Origin of the sequence: Pseudomonas sp. PA27(2017), from assembly GCF_001945445.1 — a bacterium.
Classification (GTDB): Bacteria; Pseudomonadota; Gammaproteobacteria; order Pseudomonadales; family Pseudomonadaceae; genus Aquipseudomonas.
In genome coordinates this window covers 110,302-133,103 of sequence record NZ_MSXW01000046.1, presented here as the reverse complement: position 1 = coordinate 133,103, position 22,802 = coordinate 110,302, and the positions used below count along the sequence as shown (strand labels likewise).

Below are 22,802 nucleotides of genomic sequence, written 5' to 3'. Positions count from 1 at the left end.
CGTGGGTACGACGCCGGTTTTGCAGCAAGGCCGCAATCATTTCGCGCCGGGTCGGCGCTCCCACACAGACAGTGGGCTGCCTGCGATTATTGTAGGAGCCGCGACCCGCGGCGAATCGTGGGTACGACGCCGGTTTTGCAGCAAGGCCACCCTCGAAGTCGCCCCGGCTCGGCGCTCCCACACAGACAGTGGGCTGCCTGCGATTATTGTAGGAGCCGCGACCCGCGGCGAAGCGTGGGTACGACGCCGGTTTTGCAGCAAGGCCGCAATCATTTCGCGCCGGGTCGGCGCTCCCACACAGACAGTGGGCTGCCTGCGATTATTGTAGGAGCCGCGACCCGCGGCGAATCCTGTGTACGACACCGGTTTTGCAGCAAGGCCGCAATCATTTCGCGCCGGGTCGGCGCTCCCACACAGACAGGCGGTTGCCTGCGATTATTGTAGGAGCCGCGACCCGCGGCGAATCGTGGGTACGACGGCGGTTTTGCCGCAAGGCCACCCTCGAATTCGCCCCGGCTCGGGGCTCCTACGCCTGAGCAGCCATTTGCCGGTGCAGTCGGCTCAGCCGCGCTGCACGCTCGCCGGAGTGCGGCGCATCAGCACTTCACCATGACGCACCGAAACCAGCGCATGGCCCTGGGTGCGGATCATCTCGTAATCGTCGGGCGCCGAAAGAATCAGCAGGTTGGCGGGGCGACCCACCTCTAGACCATAGCGCTCACCGAGGTGCAGGGTGCGGGCGCTGTTGTCGGTGATCAGGTCGAGGCTGCGTTTGAGGTCTTCGTAACCGAGCATGTGGCAGATGTGCAGGCCGGCCTCGAGAATGCGCAGGATGTTGCCGTTGCCCAGCGGGTACCAGGGATCGACGATGGAATCCTGGCCGAAGCAGACGTTCATGCCGGCGTGATCGATCTCCGCCACGCGGGTCAGGCCGCGGCGTTTCGGGTAGCTGTCGAAGCGTCCCTGCAGGTGAATGCTCTCGGTGGGGCAGGAAACGAAGTTGATGCCGCTCATTTTCAGCAGGCGAAACAGCTTGGAGCAGTAGGCGTTATCGTAGGAGCCCATGGCCACCGTATGGCTGGCGGTGACCCGCGCGCCCATGCCGCGCACCCGGGCCTCTTCGGCCAGCACTTCGAGAAAGCGCGATTGCGGATCGTCGGTCTCGTCGCAGTGCACGTCCACCAGGCAGCCGGTGCGTTCGGCCAGGTCCATCAAGAACTTGATCGACGACACGCCCTGGTCGCGGGTGTTCTCGAAATGTGGAATGCCGCCCACCACGTCGGCGCCCAGTTCCACCGCCTGTTCCATCAGCGCACGGCCACCCGCGTAGGACTCGATGCCCTCCTGGGGAAAGGCGACGATCTGCAGGTCGATCAGGTGGCGGGTTTCCTCGCGTACTTCGAGCATCGCCTTGAGGGCGGCCAGGGTCGGGTCGGTGACGTCGACATGGGTGCGCACGTGCTGGATGCCATGGTCGACCAGCATGTCGATGGTCTTCTTGGCGCGGGTCTTGGTGTCTTCGTGGGTGACCAGCGCCTTGCGCTCGGCCCAGCGCTCGATGCCCTCGAACAGCGTGCCGCTCATGTTCCAGTTCGGCTCGCCGGCGGTCAGGGTGGCATCGAGGTGAATGTGTGGCTCGACGAAGGGCGCGACCACCAGGTTATTGGCGGCGTCGAGATCGCCTTCGCTGGCGCTGACCTCTGCGGATTGTGCGGTGATGGCGGCAATCTGCGAGCCGTCCAGTGCGATCTGGAAAAGACCTTCGCGGCCACGCAGGCGGGCGTTGACGATGTTCATGGGGTACTCCTTGGCAGGCTATGAGACGACAGGCGACGGATCAGCAGGGCGATGCTGATGTTCAGCCGGTCGTGAGGGTCATCGAACGAGCAGCCGGTCAGCGCTTCGATACGTTGTACACGGTAGCTCAGGGTGTTGCGGTGTACGCCCAGGCGTTGCGCGGCCAGGGCCAGGTTGGCGTTCTCGAAGAACCAGGCTTCCAGGGTGGGCATCAGCACCGGTTCGTGGCGTGAATCATCGCCGATCAGCGGGCCCAGGGTGCGCTCGACGAAGCGCTCGAGCAGGCTGCGGTCGCGGATCGCGGCGAGCAGTTCGATCACCCCCAGTTCGTTGAAGCTGCACAACCCCAGGCGTTCTGGAAAGGCCTGGGCGGCGACCAGCGCCTGGCGGGCCTGGCCGAGCGCCCTAGCGAAATGTTCGGGGTGGTGATTGCCGCTACTCAGGCCGATAAACAGGCGCTGCGGTTGCAGACGTTCGTCGAGCTCGCCGAGTAAGTCCATCAATGTCCGACGGTTGCGCTGCTCGTCGTGGCTACCGGTGCAGGGCAGCAGGGCGATCCAGTGCTCGCCCTGGTTGATCAGCGGCAGGGCTGCGCCCAACTGTTGCAGACATTGCTCGAGGTACTGCTGCAGGCATTGGCGGTTGTCGCGCAGCAGGCGTTCGCCGCTGGCCGCTGCCTCGCCGTCGAACAGCTGCTCGCTGTTCTGCAGGCGCAACAGGGCGACCTGACGCGGCACGCCCAGCGGCAGGTCGAGGCTGGCAGCACGTTGCAGCAGCACGTCGAGGGACTGGTAATCGCCTTCCAGCAGTTGCTCCAGCACGTGCTGGCGCGAGCTACCGAGCATCTGCTGCTGCACCAGCGCGGTGCCGATGGCCTGGGTGACCACAACCATCTTCAGCCCGTAGGGCTGCTCCAGCAGCGGCAGGCCCAGGCGCTCAGCCTCGGCGATCACCGCCGGCGGAATCGCCTGGATGTATTCGGCGCCGGTGAGAATAACCAGCCCGGCGGTGGCCCGCTCGACTGCCTGGCGCACCAGAAGCAGCAGGTTGGCTTCGTCGCGCGGGTGGTTGATGCCGGTGACGAACACCAGCTCTCCGCCCATCACCCAGGCGGCGATGTCCTCGTTCTCGGCCACGTAGGGCCAGCGCACCGGATTGCCTAGCGCTGCCCGACCAGCGCGCAGGCGCAGCTCGTGCAGGCCGGGCAGGACCAGAACATCGGCGACGCTCAGGCTCATGCGCGGGCGACCACGTCGCCGGCGGCGAAGAGCTTCTTCGCTTCGAACAGGGCGATGTACACCAGCGCGGCGACGGCAATGCCCACCAGCGGCGCGACCCAGGGCGAGAAGTAGGCGCACAGCGCACCGACGCCGTAAGCGCCCAGGCCGACCCAGTTGAAGGCGGGGATGCGCGCCTCGGCGAGCAGCGGGTAGCGGCTCTTATGGCCGTAGAAATAGTCGGCCATGATCACACCACCGATCGGCGGGATGATCGAGCCGAGCAGGATCAGGAACGGAATCAGCATCTCGTACATACCGCCGATGGCCAGCAGCGTGCCGATGCCGGCGCCGACCACGGTCACCGTCTTGCGCCGGCCGGTGCGCAGCAGGTTGCAGCCGGCGGCGGCGAAGTTGTAGATGGTGTTGTCCTGGGTCGTCCACAGGTTGAGGAACAGCATCACCACCGCGGCCATGGACAGACCCTGCAGCACCAGTACTTCGACGATGTCCGGCTGCTGGTAGACGATGGCGCCGTAAGCCCCGGCGACGATCATCAGGCCGTTGCCAAGAAAGAAACCGACCATGCTGGCGATCACCGCGATGCGTCCGGTGCGGGCGAAGCGCGTCCAGTTGGTGGCTTGCGTCGCGCCGCTGACGAAGGTGCCGAAGACCATGGTGATGGCCACGCTCAGGGTCATGCTCTGGGTCGGCTCGATGGCCATCAGCGCGCTCAGGCCGCCGATGTCGTCGGTGGCGATCCACAGCGAGCAGACCAGCAGGGCGAGCATCGCCGGCACGGAAATGCGCGACAGGATGTCCAGCCCCTTGTAGCCGATGAACGCGGTGATGCAGAAGGCGAAGCCGAACAGCACCATCAGGGGAATGGTCAGGCCTTGCGGCAGGCCGAGAATTTTCACCAGCACGATGGCTACCGTGGCGGTGCCCCAGGCGTACCAGCCGATCTGGGTGAAACCGAGCAGCACGTCGGAGAGTTTGCTGCCGGCCTCGCCAAAGCAGAAGCGGCCCATCAATACCGAATTGAGGCCGCTGCGACAGGCGATCAGGCCGAGGATCGCGGCATAGGCACCGAGCAGCAGGTTGCCGATCACCGCGGCCCAGATCAGCGTAGTGAAGTCGAAGGCCATGCCGATCTTGCCGCCGGCGAACATGGTGGCGGTGAAGAAGGTAAAGGAGAACAGCATGATCGACGTGGAGAACAGCCCCTTGCGGGCGCCTGCCGGCACTTCGCTCAAAGGGTAGTCGCTGTCGGTGGTGGGGTGGGTCATGGCCTGGCTCCACAGGGTGAGGGAAGCCATGGCTATAGCAGGCGACGTGCCAACCTATCGTTTGGGTGGCGCGTACAGTATCGGTTGTGCGAAGTGCACAATCAGGCGTGGATTTTCAGCGAATAGATGCGATTTCTTTGTGAGTTGTCACCATGGCTGACCTGTCTTGGTGCGCTGCCGGGCGGGCACGCACCAAGAGGTCACGAACGTTCTCAGCGGGTGCCGAGGAAGTCGCGCTTGCCCAGTTCCACCCCGTTGTGGCGCAGGATGGCGTAGGTGGTGGTGATGTGGAAATACAGGTTGGGCAGCACATGATCGAGCAGGAAGGCCTGGCCCTGGAAGTGGGTTTCCTTGTCACGGCGCTTGAGCGTCACGGTGCGGTCTTCGCTGCCGTCGAGCTGTGCGGCGCTGATGCCCTGGACGAATTCAAGGGTCTTGGCGATACGTGCCTGTAGCTCGGCGAAGCTGATTTCGTCATCGGCATGGCTCGGCGCTTCGACGCCGGCCAGCAGGGCTGCACCGGCCTTGACGGTGTCACAGGCGATCTGCACCTGGCGGCTGAGCGGGAACATGTCCGGAGCCAGACGCGAGGCGAGCAGCACGCTCTGCTCGATCTTGCGGGCTTCGGCGTTGGCGGCAGCGATGCCGAGGATGGTCGACAGGTTGGTCAGCTGGCGGGTGAACACCGGGATGGAAATGGAATGCATGGAAAGAGGCATGGAGGCTCCAGAAAGCAGTAAACCTTAGGATATGAAACGAACAGGCGATTGAAAAACGTAGGCGAGGCCGCCAGCGCAAGGCAAAAACAGGCGAGAAAGCGGAGTGTACGAGTAGTACATGAGCATTTTGAGCCTGTTTTTAACGCAGTGATGGCAACGCAGGTAGTTTTTCATCAGCCTGTCAGCCGATGCTGATCGGCGGCAGAGTGGCCAGCTCGACGGTAACGGCTTTGCGTGGCGCGATGATTTCAGCTTCGCCGTCGACCACCAATTCGTCGTGCTGGTTGAACACGCGGGTGGCGATACGCACGCGGAATTTCGGCAGCTTCTCGAGGATTTCCAGGCGTACGGTCAGGGTGTCGCCCAGTTTCACCGGTTTCTGGAAACTCATCTGCTGGCCCACGTAGATGGTGCCGGGGCCGGGCAGGGTGCAGGCCACTGCCGCACTGATCAACGCGCCGCTGAACATGCCATGGGCGATGCGCTCCTTGAACATGGTGGTGGCGGCGTATTCGGCGTCCAGATGCACCGGGTTGTGGTCACCGGAAACTGCGGCGAACAGCAGGATGTCGCGTTCTTCAACGGTCTTGCTATAGCTGGCGGTCTGGCCGACTTCGAGGGCTTCGTAAGGCGTGTTGCTGCTTTGCGTCATGGGTTGGGTTCCTGAGGATGTAATGGTCGCTGCTGGGGCTGTGCGAGCGTCTGTTCCAGCCAGTCGATCAGGTCTTGGGTGACCTCGTCACGGTTCGTTTCGTTGAGCAGTTCGTGGCGGGCCTGTGAATAGCATTTCAATGTGGTGCGGTTGTGTCCGGCTTGCCTCAAGGCATCGGCCAGGCGTTGCAGGCCGCCGCCTCGGCTGACCGGGTCCTGATCGCCACCGATGATCAGGATCGGCAACTGCGGGGCGATCTGTTTCAGCGATGCGCGCGGGGTTATGCGCTGCAGGCCATCCAGCAGGTCGAGCCACAGCCCATTGGTGCAGCGAAAACCGCACAGGGGGTCGGCAATGTAACGATCGACTTCGTCGTTGTCACGGCTGAGCCAGTCGAACGGCGTGCGCGCAGGTGCAAAGGCCTGGTTGAAAGAACCGAACGACAGCCGGTGGAGCAGCGCGCTGCGTCCGGTCGCACCCTGGCGCCAGCGCTCGAAGCGGGCGACCAGCGCCGCAGCCCGATAGGTGCCCAGCTTGCCGTGGTTGGAGCCGCTGAGAATGGCGCCCTGCACGCTGCTGCTGTGGTGCATCAGGTAGGCGGTGGCGATGAAGCTGCCCATGCTGTGGCCGAGCAGGATGATCGGCGTCTGCGGCCACTGGTGGCGAATGTGATGGTTGAGCGTGGAGAGGTCGCCGACCACATGGCTCCAGCCGTTTTCGTCGGCGAAATGGCCGAACAGGCCGTGCTGCGCCGTCTGCCCATGGCCGCGGTGGTCAAGCGCGTAGAGCGCATGGCCTGCAGCGACCAATGCAGCGCCCAGGCGCGCATAGCGGCCGCTGTGCTCGGCCATGCCGTGAGCGAGCATGACAACCGCTTTGGGTTCCTTGTCGGGTGACCAGCAATTGACGAAAAACGGTGAGGCGTCATTGCCATTGAGCCACAGACTGTCGTGCTGCATGGCGAGATCCTTGGGCTGAGCCAATGCACCATTGTAGAAGCAGGTCTGTGGCTTTTACAGCCCGCCTTCAGTGTCGCTGCGCAAGATCGGCACTGGTGGGCGTAATGCCCTGTTCGTTCTCGCCTCGTCACATTGATCGTCCGGCGGTGCTTTCTGCTCGCCAGTCAGCCCAGGCCTGGCTGGCGCATGAAGACCTGAGGCCGGAATCAAGGTCCGCCGCCTAGGTTCCGAGTCGATGAGGCGCATCAGGACGACGCTTGCGGCTTGGTCGCGACGACCCAGATTTCCTTCCAGTTCTCCACGATCTTCCCGCTGGCAGACTTGTGGTTCCTGACATTGTTGACATGGCAATCATCAGGCCCCATCTCGAAGCCTGCATCGCGCAAAAGCGAGCGAACCGTGGCCTCCGAGTCGAAGTGGATCTTGGGATTGTTCTGCTTGTTCCAAGAGTGACCGGTCTCGAAAAACGAGGCGTTCAAATGGCCGCCCGGTTTGAGAATACGGAAGCTTTCGCGCAGGTCGGCCTTCAGATCCTCCCCGTGAATGAAGGGCAGGACGCGTTGCGCGTTGATCAGGTCAATCGAGTCGTTCTCGAAGGCTGCCCCTCGCAGCGTGCTGGTGATGGTTCGCAACCGAGGCCCTGCTTCGGCAGCTAACGCGCCTTCCATCTGGGGATCGGGATCGACCGCGTTTACTCGACAGTTTTTCCCGGCAAGGTAACGTGTGTCGCGCCCGCCGCCCGCCCCCAGATCTACAGCCACCCTGGGCACTGATTGAGCGAAATACTGTTCCCCGATACGGTTGGTGAAAAAGTTCATGCCAGGGGTTGGTGTTGTGAAGTGCCGCGTTGCTTGAACAACGCTTGCAGACGAGCGGCTGGTGGCCGTGGGCGCATTGGTCGAGGCCGGCAGCGAGCGCATTGGCTGATCGTTCGATGGTTCGGCCTTGCCCACGAAGCAGCTTAGAAGTGAACTGATCAGGTGCGTGCGCTTGCTCGTATCATCGCTGTTCGGCTGTCGCGCCGAGGTCGTCGCGGGTAAGGCATTGTCCGATGGGGAAGATGCCCTTTGCCCGGCTGCCGCCACCGGCTCGAAGCCCGCATTACAATAGAGGTTGTTACTTTTCAGGTCGGTGATCTGCAGTCGCGCCAACGAGGTGGATGGCGTGCCTGGGGAAGCATGAAGCTCAAAGGACGCGCGAAGTTTCGGCGGTAGATCCCGGGCTGGAGCGTCAGTGGGAAACAGATCTTTCGTCGCTACGGTGCGAGCGTGTACACCCGGGGTCGAGTCGCTTTGAAGCTCTTGGCGGAAGGTCTCGGGGCCGGCTCGTAATACCGCATCAAGTAGCTCCTTTTGGGCGCTGGACAGACTGGTATTGAGTCTGCCAAGGCCGACGACCATGTCACCGATACGGATGAATTCCGGTAGCGAGGCGGCCCTGCCTCCAGCGGCACTACCCGGGGCGGCGGATGCGGTATTGGAGTCGGCTTGAATCTGCGAAAACTGTGCGGATCTTGAGGCGGGTGCAACAGGTTGCATGGGGCTGTCCTCGCGGGCTGGCCGGGGCGGTCTGGCGACCGGAACGATAAGACGCAGGGGCGGCGCGCTCTGCTGACGGCAGGCGTTCAAAGAGTCGGGCGCCACGGGTTGAGTGGTGTGTCTTGGCCTGTCGGTTCCCGCACACCCAGCGTCGAGCCCCCAGATATCCGGCCTGTCATGGGCCTTGCCAGGGCATTCGCACGTACTGAAATTCACGGTATTGATTGTGGCTTTGCCGGGCCGTGGCCGGCTGCTAAGTTCTTCCGGTGACATCATGCATCTTCGGAAAACAAGGGATAACAACAATGCAGCCCGATTTCTGGAACGATAAACGTGCCCCCGGCGTGGCCAGCGACATCGACATGGACGCCTATCAGTCGGTGGTCGAGGTGTTCGAACGCTCCTGCAAGACGTTCACCGACCGTCCCGCCTTCAGCAATCTGGGCAGAACCCTGACCTACGGTGAGTTGGACAGGCTGTCCGCCGCCTTTGCCGCCTACCTTCAGCAGCACACCGATCTGCAACCCGGCGACCGCATCGCCGTGCAGATGCCCAACCTGCTGCAGTACCCGATCGCCGTGTTCGGAGCGATGCGCGCCGGGCTGATCGTGGTCAACACCAACCCGCTGTACACCGCCCGCGAGATGCGCCACCAGTTCAAGGACGCCAGCGTACGCGCTTTGGTGTACCTGAACATGTTTGGCAAGCTGGTGCAGGAGGTGTTGCCCGACAGCGAGATCGAGTACCTGATCGAGGCGCGCATGGGCGATCTGTTGCCCACGCTCAAGGGCTGGCTGGTCAACACGGTGGTCAAGAAGGTCAAGAAGATGGTACCTGCCTACCATCTGCCCCAGGCGATGTCGTTCAAGCAGGTCTTGGCCGACGGTGCGCGGCTCGACGTGCGGCCGGTCAGCGCATCGCAAGGCGACATCGCCGTGTTGCAGTACACCGGTGGCACCACGGGCGTGGCCAAGGGCACCATGCTCACCCATGCCAACCTGATCGCCAACATGCTGCAGGCCAATGCCTGCATGTCGCAGCACGGCCCCGATGGCACGCCGCTGATGAAGCGCGGCCAGGAGGTGATGATCGCGCCGCTGCCGCTGTACCACATCTACGCCTTCACCATGAATTGCATGTGCATGATGGTCAACGGCAACCACAACGTGCTGATCACCAACCCGCGGGACATTCCTGGTTTCGTCAAGGAACTGGGCAAATGGGAGTTTTCCGCGCTGCTGGGACTCAACACCCTGTTCGTGGCGCTGATGGATCACCCGGATTTCGCCAAGCTCGATTTCAGCCACCTCAAGGTCACCAATTCGGGCGGCACGGCGCTGGTCAAGGCCACTGCCGAGCGCTGGAAGCAACTGACCGGCTGTACGGTGGTGGAGGGCTACGGGCTGACCGAAACCTCGCCGATCGCCAGCGCCAACCCCAGTGGCGACCTGGCTCGCCTGGGCACCGTCGGCGTTCCGGTGCCGGGCACGGCGTTCAAGGTCATCGATGATGACGGCAACGAGCTGCCGCTGGGCGAGCGGGGCGAGCTGTGCATCAAGGGCCCACAGGTGATGAAGGGCTACTGGAATCGCCCGGAAGCCACCGCTGAAGTGCTGGATGCCGAAGGCTGGTTCAAATCCGGCGATATCGCGGTGATCGATGAGGAGGGCTTCGTGCGCATCGTCGACCGCAAGAAGGACATGATCATCGTCTCCGGCTTCAACGTGTACCCCAACGAGATCGAGGACGTGGTGATGGCCCACGGCAAGGTGGCCAGCTGCGCGGCCATCGGCGTGCCGGACGAGAAGTCCGGGGAGGCGGTCAAGTTGTTCGTGGTCAAGCGCGACGACAGCCTCACCGTCGAGGAACTCAAGGCCTACTGCAAGGAAAACTTCACCGCTTACAAGGTGCCGAGGCAGATCGTGTTCAGGGAGTCGCTGCCCATGACCAACGTCGGCAAGATTCTGCGCCGCGAACTGCGCGACGAAGCGTTGAAGGCGGCTGGCAAAGCCTAGCTCGCGGCGTGATTCGGCGCCAAGGGCTCTGCATCACGTCTTTGAACGTGCGCGTATTTGCACTTACCGTCTGGCGTACTTGCCGAAGGCAGTACGCCGTGACTTGCTTGCAGCATGCTTTTGCCGCCCGTTCCCATAGGTAAAGCAACGATGTCCGCTTTTTGCCTCGTAGTTGCCTTCATGCGCATAAAAGACTTTGGACAGTTTCTTAGAGCTGTTTCCCGGGTGTCGCTTTGCTCGACCCAGGCTGCAAGCGCGTACCGGCGTCGCCAGGCGCCGGCTAGCATCACCTTCTCCAATTGCCGATCGGGCCCGGCAAAAAAGGCCGCAGGCGTCTATCATGGGCATTGCCTGCCGATTGGCAATCTCTGTCAGCCGGTTTTACACGCAACTGCCTCGTGACCAATTTTTTTGATGTGGTCATTTCTGATACCGATCGGCCTTTTATGGCTCTGGTCGGTATCCGGCAACTCTGCTAATCTCGGCCCGCTTTGCGCCCCACAGGGGCGAACAGCCAGGCATACATACAACAAACAACCGCCTCGGCGGTGACGACAAGCTGTTGCTTAGGAGTGGGTGTCCATGACCGAAAACTTCTGGACGGACAAGTATCCCGAGGGGGTCGCGGCCGAGATCGATCCCGACCAGTACCCCAACGTTCAGGCGGTGCTGAAGCAGTCCTGCCAGCGTTATGCCGACAAGCCCGCTTTCACCAATCTGGGCAAGACGATTACCTACGGCCAGCTGTACGAGCTGTCCGGTCACTTCGCTGCGTACCTGCAGCAGCACACCGATCTCAAGCCCGGCGACCGCATCGCCGTGCAACTGCCCAACGTTCTGCAGTACCCGGTGGCGGTATTCGGCGCGATGCGTGCCGGCCTGGTGGTGGTCAACACCAACCCGCTGTACACCGCGCGGGAAATGGAACACCAGTTCAACGATTCCGGCGCCAAGGCGCTGGTGTGCCTGGCCAACATGGCGCACCTGGCCGAGCAGGTGGTGCCCAAGACGGGCGTGAAGACGGTGATCGTCACCGAAGTCGGCGACATGCTGCCGCCGCTCAAGCGCCTGCTAGTCAACGCCGTAGTCAAGTACGTGAAGAAGATGGTGCCGGCCTACAACCTGCCGGGCTCCGTCAAGTTCACCGACGCCCTGGGCCAGGGCCGCGGCAAGGCGGTCAGCGAAGCCAGCCCCGCCTCCCAGGACGTCGCCGTGCTGCAGTACACCGGTGGCACCACTGGCGTGGCCAAGGGCGCCATGCTCACGCACCGCAACCTGATCGCCAACATGCTGCAGTGCCGCGAGCTGATGGGCTCGAACCTGGGCGAGGGCTGCGAGATCATCGTCGCGCCGCTGCCGCTCTACCACATCTACGCCTTCACCTTTCACTGCATGGCGATGATGCATTGCGGCAACCACAACATCCTGATCACCAACCCGCGTGACCTGCCGACCATGGTCAAGGACCTGGCCAAGTTCCAGTTCAGCGGTTTCGTCGGTCTCAACACGCTGTTCGTGGCGCTGAGCAACAACGAAGGGTTCCAGAAGCTCGACTTCTCCAAGCTCAAAGTCACCCTGTCCGGCGGTATGGCGCTGCAGCAGGCGGCCGCCGAGCGCTGGAAGCAAGTCACCGGCTGCGCCATCTGCGAAGGTTACGGCCTGACCGAAACCAGCCCGGTGGCGTCGGTCAACCCGGTCACCTGCAACCAGATGGGCACCATCGGCATTCCCGCACCGTCGACCCAGTTCAAGGTCATCGACGACCAAGGCAATGACCTGGCAATGGGCGAAACCGGCGAGCTGTGCATCAAGGGCCCGCAGGTGATGAAGGGCTACTGGCAGCGCCAGGAGGCCACCGACGAAGTGATCGATGCCAACGGCTGGTTCAAGACGGGTGACATCGGCATCATCCAGCCCGACGGCTACATTCGCATCGTCGACCGCAAGAAGGACATGATTCTGGTGTCCGGCTTCAACGTCTACCCGAACGAGCTGGAAGAAGTGCTGGTGACCCTGCCGGGCGTGCTGCAGTGCGCGGCCATCGGCGTGCCGGACGAGCGCTCGGGCGAGTCGATCAAGGTGTTCGTGGTGGTCAAGCCGGGCATGACCCTGACCAAGGAACAGGTCATGCAGCACATGCATGACAACCTCACCGGCTACAAACGACCCAAGCAGGTCGAGTTCCGCGAGAGCCTGCCGACCACCAACGTCGGCAAGATCCTGCGCCGCGAACTGCGCGACGAAGAGCTCAAGAAGCTCGGCAAGAAGTAACCGCCGTCACGCCGCATAGAAGGGCCCTGCTTTGCAGGGCCTTTTGCGTTGTGGAGAGCAAACTTCCGACTCCCGTGGCCTGGGTCGAGCCCTGCGATACCCAAATCTCTTCCCTCCGAGCAATAATGCCTAGAATTGTGCTCTGTGCACTGGTCAGCACTCGAGGCGTGTCTGTGATGCAATTACCCGATCTCAATCTACTGGTCGCCCTCGATGTGTTGCTGGAGGAGGGCAGCGTGGTCGGCGCCGCCCGGCGCATGCATCTCAGCCCGCCAGCCATGAGTCGCACCCTGACGCGCATCCGCGAAGCGGTGGGTGACCCGATTCTGGTGCGTGCCGGCCGCGGCCTGGTGCCGACGCCGCGGGCCCTGGAGCTGCGCGAGCAAGTGCGCGATCTGGTCGAGCAGGCCAGCGGCATATTCCGTTCCCAGGAGGTGGAGCTGACCAGCCTCGATCGAGCGTTCAATATCCGCACCAACGATATCTTCATGGTCTGTTACGGCGGGCGGCTGGTCGAACTGGTTCGCGAGCAGGCGCCCAACGTGATGCTACGCTTCGTGCCGGAAATCGACGGCGACGACGACGCCATGCGTGCCGGGCGCATCGACCTGGCCATCGGCGCGTCGCTACAACTGCCGCCGGAAATCAAGCATCAGGGCCTGTTCATGAGCCGCTTCGTGGGCCTGGCGCGGGCCGATCATCCGATCTTCGACGAGATGATCAACGCCGAGCGCTTCGCCGCTTTTGACCAGATCAGCGTGTCGCGCCGTGGCCTGGCTCGCGGGCCTATCGACAAGGTGCTCGAACAGCAGGGTCTATCGCGCCGTGTGGTCACCGTGTCGCCAAGCTTCTTCTCCGCGGTTCTGGCGCTGCGCGATTCGGACCTGATCCTGCCAATGCCCAATCCGGTGGTCGCCGTGTGCAACCAGCTTGGCCTGGCCTTGCGCAGCTTCGAGATCCCCTTGCCGCTGTCGCCGGTACGGGTCCATCAGTCCTGGCACCCACGTTTCGACAACGACTCGGCCCATCGCTGGCTGAGGGGGTTGATCAAGCGCTGCTGCGAAGAGAATGCGCTGGGCGTCTGATAGCTGCGTTTCGCGCAATCATTGATTAGAAACATTGCAATTTTCGGTAATGGTCGTTTTCCCTAGACTGCCGGGCTAAACACGTTACTGGATATTTCTGCATGCCTGGCTCCTGCCACGCGGGCGGGTGCGCATCGTCATGAACGCACCTGCGCTCGCCCCCGCGTCCCTTGCCGCGCCTCCCGGCCCTCAAGCCGCGCCGATGCAGGCGACCCCGTTCGGGTTGCGCATCGTCGTCGGCCTGCTCGGTGTGCTGCTGGCGGTGCTGGTTTCGGGCTTCAACGAGAACGTCACCAAGATCGCCCTGGTCGATATCCGCGGCGCCATGGGCATTGGCCATGACGAAGGTAGCTGGCTGCTGGCGCTTTACATGGCCGCCTCGGTCAGCGCCATGGCGTTCGCACCGTGGTTCGCGGTAACCCTGTCGATCCGCCGCTTCACCCTGTGCGCCATCGGCGCCTTCATGTTACTTGGCCTGCTGTCGCCGCTGGCGCCCAACGAACGTGTGCTGATGCTGTTGCGCGCGCTGCAGGGTCTGGCCGGCGGGGCGCTGCCGCCAATGCTGATGAGTGTGGCGCTGCGTTTTCTGCCGGCCAACATCAAGCTCTACGGCCTGGGCACCTATGCGCTGACGGCGACCTTCGGCCCCAGCATGGGCACGCCGCTGGCTGCTTTCTGGGTGGAATACGCTGGCTGGCAGTGGGCGTTCTGGCAGATCATCCCCGGCAGTCTGCTGGCCATGGCCGCCGTTGCCTGGGGTCTGCCCCAGGACCCGCTGCGCCTGGAGCGCTTCGCCCAGTTCAACTGGCGCGGCCTGCTGCTCGGCTTGTCGGCGATCAATCTGCTGGTCATCGGCCTACTCCAGGGCGAGCGCCTGAACTGGCTGCACTCGCCGCTGATCGTCAGCCTACTCGGCGGCGGCTGCCTGTTGCTGGTGCTGTTTCTGCTCAACGAATGGCACCATCCGCTGCCGTTCTTCAAGCTGCAACTGCTCAAGTCGCGCAACCTCGCCTTCGCACTGTTCACCCTGGCCGGGGTGTTGCTGGTGCTATTGGCCGCGAGCCTGATTCCGTCGTCCTACCTGGCCCAGGTCCAGGGCTACCGGCCGCTGCAAACCGCACCGATGCTGCTCTGGGTGGCCGTGCCGCAACTGCTCGCATTGCCCTTGGTGGCGGCGCTGTGCAACCTGCGTCAGGTCGATTGCCGCTACGTGCTGGCGGCTGGGTTGGGAATGATGGGGCTGGCCTGCGTGCTCGGCTCGCAGCTGACCTCGGCGTGGATTCGTGACGACTTCCTGCTGATCCAGCTGCTGCAGATCTTTGGCCAACCGATGTCGGTTCTGCCGCTGCTGATGCTCTCCACCGGCAGCATCCAGCCGATCCAGGGGCCGTTCGCCTCGGCCTGGTTCAATACCGTCAAGGGCCTGGCCGCCGTGGTGGCCACCGCGGTTCTCGATCTGCTGACCACCGCGCGCCTGCATCTGCATTCCAACAATCTGGTCGACCGCCTCGGCAACCAGCCGCTGCTGCCCGACGGTGCTGCGAGCCACCTGGCCAGCCGCCTGCATCAGCAGGCCCTGGTGCTGACCTACGCCGACCTCTACCTGTGCGTGGCGCTGGTCGCCTTCGCGCTGATCCTGATCATTCCCTTCGTGCCCACGCGCATCTATCCGCCGCGTGCCGCCCACTGAACCGATGGACACCACCATGAACACCCTGCGCAAATCCGCTCTGCTGATCGGCCTGGCAGTCGCCGGCCTGCTGGTCTGGGGCGCCTGGCAACTGCTGTTCGCCGAGCACTATCAGCAAAGCACCAATGACGCTTTCATCAGCGCCGACTTCACCCTCGTGGCACCTAAGATCGGCGGCTTCGTCAGCGAGGTGCTGGTCGAGGACAACCAGCGCGTCAAGGCTGGCCAACTGCTGGCGCGCATCGACGACCGAGATTACCGTGCCGCGCTGGATGTGGCCAAGGCCGGCGTGGCCAGCGCCGAGGCGCAGCGCGTGAATGCCGAGGCCAGCGTGCAGCGCCAGCAGTCGGTGATCGACCAGGCGGCCGCCACGGTCAAGGCCGATCAGGCCGAAGTGCGTTTCGCCGAGCACGAACTGCAGCGCTACAAACACCTGGCCGGGCAGGGCGCCGGCACCCTGCAGAATGCCCAGCAGGCGCAAAGCCGTTTCGATACCGCCCTGGCGCGCCAGCAGCAGAACCAGGCGGCACTGGCCGCCACTCGGCAGCAGACGGCGATCCTCATCGCCCAGCGCGATGCGGCCGCCGCGGCGGTCGAGCGGGCTGCCGCCGAATTGCAGCGTGCCGAACTGGATCTGTCGTACACCGAACTGCGTGCGCCCATGGACGGCATGGTCGGTCGCCGCGCCCTGCGCGTCGGTGCCTACGTCAGCCCCGGCAACGAGCTGCTGGCAGTTGTGCCGCTGGAGCAGGCCTTCGTGGTCGCCAACTTCCAGGAAACCCAGCTCAACCGCGTGCGCCCGGGCCAGCCGGTGAGCATCAGCGTCGACAGCTACCCGGATCTGCAGTTGCGCGGCCACGTCGAGAGCCTGGCGCCGGCCACTGGGGTGACCTTCGCCGCCGTGGCGCCAGACAACGCCACCGGCAATTTCACCAAGGTTGTGCAGCGCATCCCGGTGAAGATCGTGCTCGATGCCGACCAGCCGGTGGTGGGTTATCTGCGCGTCGGCATGTCGGTGGAGGCGAGCATCGACACCCACCAACTCGATGACCGACAGCTGGCGCAGGCGCACTGACATGAAGGGATTTCATCGACTGACGCTGCTTGGCCTGAGCGTCGCCCTGAGCGCCTGCACCCTGGGCCCGGATTTTCGCAGCCCCGATGCCCATCTGCCGGAAGCCTGGGCCTTGCAGCAAGGCCCGGTACGCAGCCAGCCCGAAGCGTCCAGCGTGCAGGCGCGCTGGTGGGAAAGCTTCGCCGATGGGCAACTCTCAGCTTTGCTGCAGCGCGCCGTGGCCGGCAACTTCGACCTGCAACTGGCCGCTAGCCGCGTCCAGCAGAGCCGCGCCGTACGCCTGAGCAGCGGCGCCGCGCAGGCGCCGAGCCTGAATGGCGGGGCCGGTTACAGCCGTGCCCGTAACAGCGAGGTAGGCCTCAACGACCCGTCCGGCAACGCCGGCAAGGACGACTACAGCCTCTGGCAGGCCGGCCTCGGCGCCAGCTGGGAGTTGGACCTGTGGGGCCGCGTGCGCCGGGAAGTGGAGGCTGCCGATGCGCAACTCGGCGGTAGCCAGGCCCTGCGCGACGGCGTGGCGCTGTCGGTGCTGGCGGAAACCGCCAGCGACTACATCCAGCTACGCGGCACCCAGCAACTGCGGCTGATCACCGAGCAGAACCTGCAGATCGCCCAGCGCAGCCTGACTCTCAACCAGACCCGCCTGGACGATGGCGTGGCTACCCACCTGGAAGTCGCCGAGGCGGCCTCCCGTGTGGCGTCACTGGAGGCCCGCCTGGAGCCGCTGCGCCTGCGCGAACGGCGGCTGGGCAATGCCCTGGCGCTGCTGCTCGGCCAGGCGCCCGGCAGCCTGCAGGCGGAGTTGGGCGCGCCGGCCGACATCCCCCAAGGGCCGCCTCGCGTGCCGGTCGGCCTGCCCAGCGAACTGGCCAGCCGCCGCCCGGACATCCGTCAGGCCGAAGCTCAATTGCACGCGGCCACCGCCAGCATCGGCGTGGCCGAGGCGGACTTCTATCCGCGCATCACGCTGTCCGGCGATCTTGGCCTACAGGCGTTGCAGCTCAGCGATCTGGACGGCTGGTCCGCCCATCGCTTCGCCATCGGCCCGGCGATCAGCGTGCCGCTGTTCGATGGCGGGCGCCGGCGCGGCACCCTGCAATTGCGTGCGGCGCAGCAGCAGGAAGCGGCCATCGCCTACCAGCGCACCGTGCTCGGCGCCTGGCACGAAGTGGACGACGCCATGGCCGCCTACCAGGCCCAGCAACGCCGTCATGATCGCCTGCGCGAAGCGGTCGAGCAGAGCCGGGTGGCGCTCGACAATGCCGAGCTGCAATACCAGCAAGGCACGGTGGATTACCTCAACGTGCTGAGCGTGCAGCAGGCCCTGCTGAGCAACGAGGAAGAACTGCTCGACAGCCGCCAGGCCACCGCGCTGGCGCTGGTCGGCCTGTACCGCGCGTTGGGTGGCGGCTGGGAACAACAAGGCGAGGGTGCCTGAGCCGGCGTAGGCCGGATCGAGCGCGACGATACTCAGGGCGATCTGCTGGGCAACTGAATCGATCCGACCGCACCGGATAAACCGCTGCCTACCAGTGGGAGTCCCGACCCGGGGCGAATGGCCGACACACTTTGCTATCCAGGTTGCCCGAGCCATTCGCCGCGGCTCCCATCGGTCGCTGAGTAACGCGGTGCCGAGTAATGCCTGGCGTCGACTCAGGCGTTTTTCAGATAACGCGCGTAGAACTCCACGGTCGCCACGTTCTTGTCCTTGGATTCGAACATGATGTCGAAGCGGTCCAGGAACTGCAGCACATAGCGGTTCGTCCACTCGTTCCACATGCGTGCGCTGTGGCCGTACAGCTCACGTTTGGGCGCGACCTTCAGCACCTCAGGCATTTCCAGCTTTTGCTCGGCACTCAGCCCCAGCTCCTGCAAGCGCTCCTGGGGCTGCGACAGGTGCATGGTCGGGCGGACGCCGCGCCAGCTGTAGATGATCCGCGCCACGCGCTCGCTGTGCGGGTCGATGTAATCGTCCTCGTGGATCCAGCAGTGGTGCACGTCGAGCACCACGGGGGCGAGATCGGCCAGCGCCAGGCAGGCATCCACGCCGTAGGTCTTCTCGTCGTTCTCGAAGGTGATGCACTGCCGCGCTTCATGGGACAGCCGCGGCCACACCGCGCGGATGCCATCGCCGCCCAGCTTGCCGGCGATATGCAGGTTGCACTTAAAGTCCTGGAAGGTGCGGCCGTAGCCCATCATGCGGATCATGTCGGCGTGGTATTCGAACTCGGCGAGGCTGTTCTCCACCACGTCCGGGCGATCGGAGCCCAGCACGCAGTACTGGCCGGGGTGCATGGACAGGCGAATGTTGGCTGTACGTGCCATTTCGCCGATGGCTGCGAAGCCTTCGATCAGGCGCTGCTGCATCTCCGGTCGCTGGTAGAACGCGGCGACTTTCGGGTGGCTGTAGAACGGCAGCAGGTCGCTGCTCAGGCGCAGCATCTGCAACGGTTCGGGCAGGGTGACCACATAGGCGAGCAATCGTAACTGGGCCAGCAGGTTGTGCTCTACGATCTCCGCGAGCTTCTCATGGGCCACGGCCGGCGCAACGCTGTCCATCCAGCGCAGGGTGGTGGTACGCGGGTTGAAGGCCGCCTCGATGGTTTTCAGCTCGCCGGCCGACAGGCTGCGGTCGGGGTGGCGGTACTGGCAGGCGAAGCCAATGCGGGGTGTGGACATGGGCAAGTCTCGGAATCAGCTGTGCAGGGAGTTTCAGACCGCGGTCAGCGCTGCGACGCTCCCGGATTAATTGCGCAGCCGGTGCCCCTTGCAATACGGCGCCACCAACCCCCGCGGCGGCTGGTGTGGGCCTAGCCGATCAGGCGGGCCAACTCGTTCAGGCAAAGCACCACGAAAAGCGCCGCGGCAATTCCCAGCAGGCCGTTGGACAGCCAGCCCGAGCGCCATTCTGCCGGCACCCGTTGCGAATTGAGCAGCCAGATCAGCGTGAGCGCCAGGAACGGCATGAAGAACGCACCGAAGGCGCCGTAGGCGATCACCAGCCCGAATGGCCGCCCCAGGGTGAGCAGCAGCATCGGCGGGAAGGTCAGCCAGAGCACGTAGAAGCGGAAGGCCGGGGTTTTTTCCAGGTCTTGCCGGGCACCTTTGGCCTGCTCGCCGCCCTGCACCTGGCGCACGAAGTCGGCGAACAACAGCGACACGCCGTGCCAGACACCGAGGATCGAGGAGAAGGTGGTCGCCGCGAAGCCGATCAGGAACAGGGTGGACACCACGCTGCCGAAGCGCTCGCGCAGGATTTCATCGAGGTCGAGCAGGCCGCGATCACCGCCCGCTAGGGTGACTTGGGCGGTATAGAGCAGCTCGGCGCCGACGATCAGCATCGAAATCACGAAGATGCCGGTGGCGATGTAGGCCACCCGGTTATCCAGGCGCATCATGCCCATCCAGGCCGGGTTGCGCCAACCCTTGGCCTGCACCCAATAACCGTAGGAGGCCATGGTGATGGTGCCGCCAACGCCGCCGATGAGGCCCAGCGTATAGATCGCCGAGCCTTCGGGAATGCTCGGCACCAGGCCGGTCACTGCCTGGCCGAGGTTGGGCATGACCAGAATGGCGAGGCCGACCACTACGACGAACATGATGCCGATGAACAGCTTCATGACCGTCTCGAAGGCGCTGTAGCGGTTGAACAGCACGAACACCGCGCCGGCGATCCCCGACAATGCGCCCCACATCCAGAACGGCATCACGTCCGGGAACAGCGCGGCCAGCGGCAATGCCGTGGCGCTCATCGCCGTGCCGCCGTAAACGAAGCCCCAGATCACGATGTAGATACCGAAGTACCAGTACGTCCATTTGCCCAGCGAGCGCCAGCCTTCGAGAATCGTCGAGCCGGTCGCCAGGTGATAGCGCGCCGAACCCTCGGCAAGGGCGATCTTGACGATACAGCCCACCACCGCGGCCCAGAGCAAGGCATAGCCGAAGCGCGAGCCAGCGATCAGGGTCGCCACCAGATCGCCGGCGCCGACCCCGGTGACCGCGACCACGATGCCCGGGCCGATGAGCTTCCAGCGCGCCGCCGTGCTGCTTGGCGGGGCTGACTGGGAGGGTTCTTCCATCGAAGGTGCGCGCGTCTCGTTATTGTCGTTCATGGCATCATCCTGTGGGCGCCGCTAGGGCATTTTCATGGAGCTTAGATAGCGCCCGAAACGTTTTGCACAGGAGCGGAAGATGAAAAGTGTTGCAGGGCGTGCGCGGGGGCGGCCTGCCGACTCGGTCGTTTCTATACTTCGCGAAGCCGCACCATACGGCGCACCCGCGAAGCAGTGCGCCTAGTGTCGCAAATGGGGACTGTCCGCTGACGCTTCCGAGCCTGCCTTACGTCTTGGCGTTTCCGAGCCCGGTCACGTGCAGAGTCGCGTATGGAAATGCCCGCTGCCCGGCTTGAAGCGCGCGGTCATGATCATCAATAGCAGTGTGGCTGCGGCCATCATCAGCCAGCTCAGGCGCAGGTCGTTGGTGTACTGGCGCAGCAGGCCGGCGAGCAGTGGTGAGGTGGCGGCGATCAGGTAACCGCCGCCTTGTACGAAGGCCAGCAGGTCGCCGGTCTGGCGTGGGTCGTCGAGATGGTCCTGGGCGACTACCAGTGACAGCGGAAACAGCGCGCCGATACCAATGCCTATCAGCACGCAGATCACCGCCACCAGCGCCAAGGGTGCGACCACCAGGGCGATAAGCCCGAGCAGCAGGCACGTCAGCACGAAACCCAGCAGCACCCGGCGATCGGGGCAGCGTGCCAGCAGGCTCGAGGCCAACAGGCCGGCCGCCACTTCGCAGAGCGTCAGGGCGGCCAGCAGCAGGCCGCTGGATTCGGCGCTCCAGCCCAGCGAGGTGTAGTAGGGCGGTAGCCACGCGAGCACCAGCGTATAACCCGCGGTGCCGACCCCGAAAAACGTCATCAGCAGCCAGGCGCGCGGCGAGCGCCAGGGGTTGAGTGGTGCCCCCGAACTGTTCGCGTTTGGCTCGTCGGCCGGCGCGACGCGCTTCCACACAGCGCAGGCGACGATGGCCGGTGCTGCCCAGGCCGCCAGTGCCCAGGCCCAGCCCAGCCACTGCGCGAGCCAGGGCGTCAGCGCAGCACCGAAGGCCGCGCCGCCCATGATCGCGCAACTGTAGAAACCGATCAGTCGACCGGCATCATGACTGAAGCGCGCCTTGATCAAGCCTGGCAGCAACGCCTGTACGAAGGCGATGCCGGCGCCGGCCAGCAGCGCGCTGACCAACAGCGGCGTGGCGTTCGGCAGCAGGCCGCGGGCCAGGCAGGCGAGGGCGATCAGCAGGGTGCCGAGCAGAATGCCGCGTCGCTCGCCGAGCCATCCACGCAGAAAGGTCGCAGCCAGGGCGCCGAGGCCCATGATCACGATCGGCAGGCTGGTCAGCAGGCTGGCGCCCACATGCCCCAGGTGCGTGTCCAGCTGGATGCGGTCGAGCAGAGGGCCCACGGCCGCGAGTACCGGTCGCAGGTTCAGGCCCAGCAGAATGATCGCCAGGAGCAACAGGGGCTGCTTTTTCATTGTGCGGTCTCCTGAGCAGCACGCCAGGCCACCAGCAGTACGCCGACCACAATGCACAGCGCCGCCAGCGCGAGGCTCAGGCTGCCCTGCTCGCCGAGCAGGCCGATGGCCATGGCCGCGCCCGTGATTGCCGCCACCGAGCCGATCTGGCTGAGAAACACCGTACCCGCCAGCTTCTGCAGGATGAAGAACAGCGCATAGACCGCTGCGAACAACAGCATCTGCACCAGCATCAGGCCGACGGCCAAGGGGCTGTTCAGGTTGGGCGAGAAGTCCACGCCAAACAGCGCCGTAAGCCCCAACAGCAGCGCGCCGCCCAGCAGCATGCCGGGCGCCAGCGACAGCGGCGTGGCGCCGCTGGGCCAGTATCGGGCTCGGTAGATATTGCCCAGCGCCAGGAATACCGGCACGCACAGCGCCGCCACCACCCACAAAGCCGGGCTGTCGCCGCCGCGCAGTTTGCCCAGGGCCAGCAGCAGGCTGCCGGACAAGCCGATGCAGATGCCCAGCAAGCGGATGCGGCTGAGCGCTTCCATGCGCAGCGCCAGGGCCAGCAGGTAAGTGAACAGGGGCGGGAAGGCCAGGCACATCGAGGCGAAACCGGCGCCGACATGGCCGATGGAGCTGAACAGCAGGCCGTTCGGTACAGCGATGCTGAGCAGGCCCGAGGCCAGGTAGTAGCGTTGTTGCGACAGGCTCATGCCAGGTCGCTCGCCCCGCCACCAGGCGAACAGCAACAGCAGCAGGCCACCGCCCAGCAGGCCCCACAGCAGATAGGCCATCGGCTGCCAGCCAGCGCTGCCGGCCAGTTTGACCAGAATGCTGGTGAGCCCCATCAGCGTGCCGACGGTGAACAGCAGGGCCAGGGCTATAAAGGGTCGATGCTGCGTGCCTGCCATGCAGGTGCCTCCTTGGGCTGGATACGCTAGGATGCAAACATTCTTTTTGAAAAGTATCTTGA

At 64.3% G+C, this 22,802-nt stretch carries 17 protein-coding genes; 6 read left to right on the top strand and 11 right to left on the bottom strand.

Going from position 1 to position 22,802, the window contains the following annotated elements; genetic code table 11:
* Positions 1–561: 561 nt before the first annotated feature.
* From codA to BVH06_RS25125, 7 genes are all read right to left on the bottom strand, one after another.
* On the bottom strand, positions 562–1,797 hold the full coding sequence (gene codA / locus BVH06_RS18905) for a cytosine deaminase (RefSeq protein ID WP_075935100.1): 1,236 nt from the start codon (positions 1,795–1,797) through the stop codon (positions 562–564).
* Positions 1,794–3,035 (bottom strand): PucR family transcriptional regulator, encoded by a 1,242-nt coding sequence (locus tag BVH06_RS18900; protein WP_075935099.1) that lies wholly within the window; start codon positions 3,033–3,035, stop codon positions 1,794–1,796. The genes codA and BVH06_RS18900 overlap by 4 nt, the downstream gene beginning before the upstream one ends.
* Positions 3,032–4,303, bottom strand: coding sequence for a cytosine permease (codB, locus tag BVH06_RS18895; protein WP_075935110.1), 1,272 nt, complete (start codon positions 4,301–4,303; stop codon positions 3,032–3,034). The genes BVH06_RS18900 and codB overlap by 4 nt, the downstream gene beginning before the upstream one ends.
* A gap of 212 nt (positions 4,304–4,515) precedes the next feature.
* A complete protein-coding gene (locus BVH06_RS18890; RefSeq protein WP_075935098.1) occupies positions 4,516–5,022 on the bottom strand; it encodes a DUF1993 family protein in 507 nt (168 codons plus the stop codon).
* 181 nt (positions 5,023–5,203) lie between these two features.
* Positions 5,204–5,674, bottom strand: a complete 471-nt coding sequence (locus tag BVH06_RS18885) for a MaoC family dehydratase (RefSeq protein WP_075932079.1) — start codon at positions 5,672–5,674, stop codon at positions 5,204–5,206.
* Positions 5,671–6,633: an alpha/beta hydrolase gene (locus tag BVH06_RS18880; protein ID WP_075932078.1), complete on the bottom strand. Its 963-nt coding sequence runs from the start codon at positions 6,631–6,633 to the stop codon at positions 5,671–5,673. The genes BVH06_RS18885 and BVH06_RS18880 overlap by 4 nt, the downstream gene beginning before the upstream one ends.
* Positions 6,634–6,878: 245 nt before the next feature.
* Complete coding sequence (locus BVH06_RS25125; RefSeq protein ID WP_168172933.1) at positions 6,879–8,171, bottom strand: class I SAM-dependent methyltransferase; 1,293 nt, start codon at positions 8,169–8,171, stop codon at positions 6,879–6,881.
* Positions 8,172–8,476: 305 nt separating this feature from the next.
* On the opposite strand from BVH06_RS25125, the gene fadD2 reads away from it, so the two are divergent.
* The 6 genes from fadD2 (at position 8,477) to BVH06_RS18845 (ending at position 17,745) form a co-directional block, all read left to right on the top strand.
* The gene (gene fadD2, locus BVH06_RS18870; RefSeq protein ID WP_075935097.1) at positions 8,477–10,186 is read left to right on the top strand and encodes a long-chain-fatty-acid--CoA ligase FadD2; all 1,710 of its coding nucleotides are present in this window, start codon (positions 8,477–8,479) and stop codon (positions 10,184–10,186) included.
* A 582-nt stretch (positions 10,187–10,768) separates the two neighbouring features.
* Complete coding sequence (gene fadD1, locus BVH06_RS18865) at positions 10,769–12,457, top strand: long-chain-fatty-acid--CoA ligase FadD1 (RefSeq protein ID WP_075932075.1); 1,689 nt, start codon at positions 10,769–10,771, stop codon at positions 12,455–12,457.
* Positions 12,458–12,633: 176 nt separating this feature from the next.
* Positions 12,634–13,542 (top strand): LysR family transcriptional regulator, encoded by a 909-nt coding sequence (locus tag BVH06_RS18860; protein ID WP_075932074.1) that lies wholly within the window; start codon positions 12,634–12,636, stop codon positions 13,540–13,542.
* 139 nt (positions 13,543–13,681) lie between these two features.
* The gene (locus BVH06_RS18855) at positions 13,682–15,232 is read left to right on the top strand and encodes an MFS transporter (RefSeq protein ID WP_075935109.1); all 1,551 of its coding nucleotides are present in this window, start codon (positions 13,682–13,684) and stop codon (positions 15,230–15,232) included.
* Positions 15,233–15,248: 16 nt separating this feature from the next.
* Positions 15,249–16,307, top strand: a complete 1,059-nt coding sequence (locus BVH06_RS18850) for an HlyD family secretion protein (RefSeq protein ID WP_075935108.1) — start codon at positions 15,249–15,251, stop codon at positions 16,305–16,307.
* A 1-nt stretch (position 16,308) separates the two neighbouring features.
* The gene (locus tag BVH06_RS18845) at positions 16,309–17,745 is read left to right on the top strand and encodes an efflux transporter outer membrane subunit (RefSeq protein WP_075935096.1); all 1,437 of its coding nucleotides are present in this window, start codon (positions 16,309–16,311) and stop codon (positions 17,743–17,745) included.
* Between the two features lie 215 nt (positions 17,746–17,960).
* Here the strand turns inward: BVH06_RS18845 and BVH06_RS18840 are convergent, their stop codons facing one another.
* From BVH06_RS18840 to BVH06_RS18825, 4 genes are all read right to left on the bottom strand, one after another.
* On the bottom strand, positions 17,961–18,986 hold the full coding sequence (locus tag BVH06_RS18840) for a UV damage endonuclease UvsE (protein ID WP_075935095.1): 1,026 nt from the start codon (positions 18,984–18,986) through the stop codon (positions 17,961–17,963).
* Positions 18,987–19,117: 131 nt separating this feature from the next.
* Positions 19,118–20,419, bottom strand: coding sequence for an Nramp family divalent metal transporter (locus BVH06_RS18835; protein ID WP_218189501.1), 1,302 nt, complete (start codon positions 20,417–20,419; stop codon positions 19,118–19,120).
* 252 nt (positions 20,420–20,671) lie between these two features.
* The gene (locus BVH06_RS18830; RefSeq protein ID WP_075935094.1) at positions 20,672–21,841 is read right to left on the bottom strand and encodes a cyanate transporter; all 1,170 of its coding nucleotides are present in this window, start codon (positions 21,839–21,841) and stop codon (positions 20,672–20,674) included.
* Complete coding sequence (locus tag BVH06_RS18825) at positions 21,838–22,740, bottom strand: DMT family transporter (RefSeq protein WP_075935093.1); 903 nt, start codon at positions 22,738–22,740, stop codon at positions 21,838–21,840. The genes BVH06_RS18830 and BVH06_RS18825 overlap by 4 nt, the downstream gene beginning before the upstream one ends.
* Between the last annotated feature and the right edge of the window lie 62 nt (positions 22,741–22,802).

Coding starts and splice junctions, on each gene's coding strand:
- codA (WP_075935100.1), bottom strand. CDS start 1,797: ATGAACATCGTCAACGCCCGCCTGCGTGGCCGCGAAGGTCTTTTCCAG.
- BVH06_RS18900 (WP_075935099.1), bottom strand. CDS start 3,035: ATGAGCCTGAGCGTCGCCGATGTTCTGGTCCTGCCCGGCCTGCACGAG.
- codB (WP_075935110.1), bottom strand. CDS start 4,303: ATGACCCACCCCACCACCGACAGCGACTACCCTTTGAGCGAAGTGCCG.
- BVH06_RS18890 (WP_075935098.1), bottom strand. CDS start 5,022: ATGCCTCTTTCCATGCATTCCATTTCCATCCCGGTGTTCACCCGCCAG.
- BVH06_RS18885 (WP_075932079.1), bottom strand. CDS start 5,674: ATGACGCAAAGCAGCAACACGCCTTACGAAGCCCTCGAAGTCGGCCAG.
- BVH06_RS18880 (WP_075932078.1), bottom strand. CDS start 6,633: ATGCAGCACGACAGTCTGTGGCTCAATGGCAATGACGCCTCACCGTTT.
- BVH06_RS25125 (WP_168172933.1), bottom strand. CDS start 8,171: ATGCAACCTGTTGCACCCGCCTCAAGATCCGCACAGTTTTCGCAGATT.
- fadD2 (WP_075935097.1), top strand. CDS start 8,477: ATGCAGCCCGATTTCTGGAACGATAAACGTGCCCCCGGCGTGGCCAGC.
- fadD1 (WP_075932075.1), top strand. CDS start 10,769: ATGACCGAAAACTTCTGGACGGACAAGTATCCCGAGGGGGTCGCGGCC.
- BVH06_RS18860 (WP_075932074.1), top strand. CDS start 12,634: ATGCAATTACCCGATCTCAATCTACTGGTCGCCCTCGATGTGTTGCTG.
- BVH06_RS18855 (WP_075935109.1), top strand. CDS start 13,682: ATGAACGCACCTGCGCTCGCCCCCGCGTCCCTTGCCGCGCCTCCCGGC.
- BVH06_RS18850 (WP_075935108.1), top strand. CDS start 15,249: ATGAACACCCTGCGCAAATCCGCTCTGCTGATCGGCCTGGCAGTCGCC.
- BVH06_RS18845 (WP_075935096.1), top strand. CDS start 16,309: ATGAAGGGATTTCATCGACTGACGCTGCTTGGCCTGAGCGTCGCCCTG.
- BVH06_RS18840 (WP_075935095.1), bottom strand. CDS start 18,986: ATGTCCACACCCCGCATTGGCTTCGCCTGCCAGTACCGCCACCCCGAC.
- BVH06_RS18835 (WP_218189501.1), bottom strand. CDS start 20,419: ATGAACGACAATAACGAGACGCGCGCACCTTCGATGGAAGAACCCTCC.
- BVH06_RS18830 (WP_075935094.1), bottom strand. CDS start 21,841: ATGAAAAAGCAGCCCCTGTTGCTCCTGGCGATCATTCTGCTGGGCCTG.
- BVH06_RS18825 (WP_075935093.1), bottom strand. CDS start 22,740: ATGGCAGGCACGCAGCATCGACCCTTTATAGCCCTGGCCCTGCTGTTC.